Source organism: Dysgonomonas sp. GY617 (assembly GCF_015233815.1).
Classification (GTDB): Bacteria; Bacteroidota; Bacteroidia; order Bacteroidales; family Dysgonomonadaceae; genus Dysgonomonas_A.
On sequence record NZ_JADCLR010000039.1, the window covers coordinates 1 to 2,342 of the forward strand.

Here is a 2,342-nt window from a genome sequence, read left to right on the forward strand (position 1 = left end):
TGCATATCTACTTTTATAAAAAAAAGGAAATAAAAAAAAAGTTCAACATATGTCACGATTCAGCCGCATCGAAGCCTGTCAAGCCATGGCCAGCACAGGAATGGTTCCCGTCTTTTACAACAACGACCTGGAAACCAGCAAACAAGTAGTCAAAGCCTGTTACCAAGGAGGCGTTAGAGCCTTCGAATTCACCAACAGAGGAGACTTCGCACACGAAATATTCGCCGAACTAGTCAAATGGTCAGCCCAAGAATGCCCACAAATGATACTAGGCATCGGATCCATCGTAGACGCAGGCACAGCCTCACTCTACCTGCAACTAGGAGCCAACTTCGTAGTAGGACCACTCTTGAACCCCGACATCTTCAAAGTATGCAACCGTCGACAAGTAGCCTACATACCCGGATGCGGATCAGTATCAGAAATAGGATACGCACAAGAACTAGGCGCAGAAGTAGTCAAAGTATTCCCAGCCGGAAACGTAGGAGGACCCTCCTTCGTTAAAAACGTAAAAGCACCCATGCCTTGGTCAAGCATCATGGTAACAGGAGGAGTAGAACCCACAGAAGACAACCTGACCAAATGGATAGAAGCCGGAGTAACCTGCGTAGGAATGGGATCCAACCTCTTCCCCAAAGAAGTAATAGCAGCCAAAAACTGGGCAGAAATAACCCGAATGAGTAAAGAAGCATTAGCCATTATAGCCAAAGCAAGACAAAAATAAAATTCTTAGGCTTTAATTCCTTACAGAAAACATAATACAATACAATTATAACAATCAATTGTATTTACACTTTAGATCGCCATAAAAAGGTCTCAGACCTTACCATTAGAAAAATAACAAACAGGTCTGTGACCTTAAATACCATACTGAATGAATACACCAAATCAACCAACACAAAAAATGACAAATTACAGGTGGACTATCTGTGCTATGTTATTTTTTGCAACTACAATCAATTATCTGGACAGGCAGGTACTTTCCCTGACCTGGAAAGACTTTATCGCACCCGAGTTTCATTGGACAAATAATGACTACGGTAACATTACCGCATTGTTCTCTATCTTCTATGCTTTAAGCATGCTCTTTGCAGGCCGCTTTGTCGATTGGATGGATACCAAGAAAGGATTCCTCTGGGCAATCGGTATTTGGTCAGTAGGAGCCTGTTTACATGCCTTCTGTGGAATAGCTACATCAGGTATAACAGCAGGTGAATGGTTTGTAGGATTCGAAGGAGCCAGAGAAGCCATAGCCATGGTAAGTGATGGTGCTATGGTAGCATCGGTAAGTGTTACACTTTTCATCTTTGCCCGTCTGGTATTGGCAATAGGGGAAGCTGGTAACTTTCCGGCAGCTATTAAAGCAACAGCAGAATACTTCCCTAAAAAAGACAGAGCATTATCTACCAGTATCTTTAATGCGGGAGCTACAGTAGGAGCACTGGCTGCACCTATCTCAATTCCTTTCATTGCTGCTCATTGGGGATGGGAAATGTCTTTTATTATTATCGGGGCACTGGGTTTTGTCTGGATGGGATTCTGGGTATTCATTTATAAGAAACCAGAGAAACATCCTAAAGTCAATGCTGCTGAGCTTGCTTATATCCAACAGGATTTGGATGGTAGTGAGGGTATGGATGAAGCTACTAAAAAAGCGCACGATGGAAGAAAGATTTCTTTCTTGGATTGTTTCAAGTACAAACAAACCTGGGCTTTTGCTTTTGGTAAGTTTATGACGGATGGTGTATGGTGGTTCTTCTTATTCTGGACGCCTGCTTACCTGAGTTCGGTATATGGTATTAAATCTTCTGATCCGGAAGGTCAGTTGGCAATTTTTGTGTTGTATCTGATTACGCTGCTTTCTATTATCGGGGGATGGCTTCCTACTTATTTTGTGGATAAGAAGGGTATGAATCCGTATGCGGGTCGTATGAAGGCGATGTTGATTTTTGCTTTCTTCCCTCTCTTGGCTTTGTTTGCTCAGCCTTTGGGGAGTGTTTCGTACTGGCTTCCTGTGATTATTATTGGTATTGCGGGTGCTGCTCATCAGGCTTGGTCTGCTAATATTTTCTCGACGGTGGGTGATATGTTCCCTAAGAAGGCTATTGCTACTATTACGGGTATTGGTGGTATGGCTGGTGGTGTGGGTTCGTTCCTTATTAATAAGGGTTCGGGTGTGCTCTTCGATCATGCGGGGGAGACTCAGATGGTATTCATGGGATTCAAGGGTGAAGAGGCTGGTTATTTTATCATCTTCTCGATTTGTGCCGTGGCATATCTCATTGGATGGGCTGTCATGAAAACTCTTGTACCCAAATATAGTCCGATTACTGATCTGTAAA

The 2,342-nt window shown here is 43.1% G+C and carries 2 protein-coding genes; both read left to right on the forward strand.

From position 1 onward, the window contains the following. Positions 1–49: 49 nt before the first annotated feature. The gene (locus IR022_RS19770) at positions 50–724 is read left to right on the forward strand and encodes a bifunctional 4-hydroxy-2-oxoglutarate aldolase/2-dehydro-3-deoxy-phosphogluconate aldolase (protein WP_194205052.1); all 675 of its coding nucleotides are present in this window, start codon (positions 50–52) and stop codon (positions 722–724) included. Positions 725–874: 150 nt separating this feature from the next. Continuing rightward, positions 875–2,341: an MFS transporter gene (locus IR022_RS19775; RefSeq protein ID WP_050710733.1), complete on the forward strand. Its 1,467-nt coding sequence runs from the start codon at positions 875–877 to the stop codon at positions 2,339–2,341. Position 2,342 lies beyond the last annotated feature (1 nt).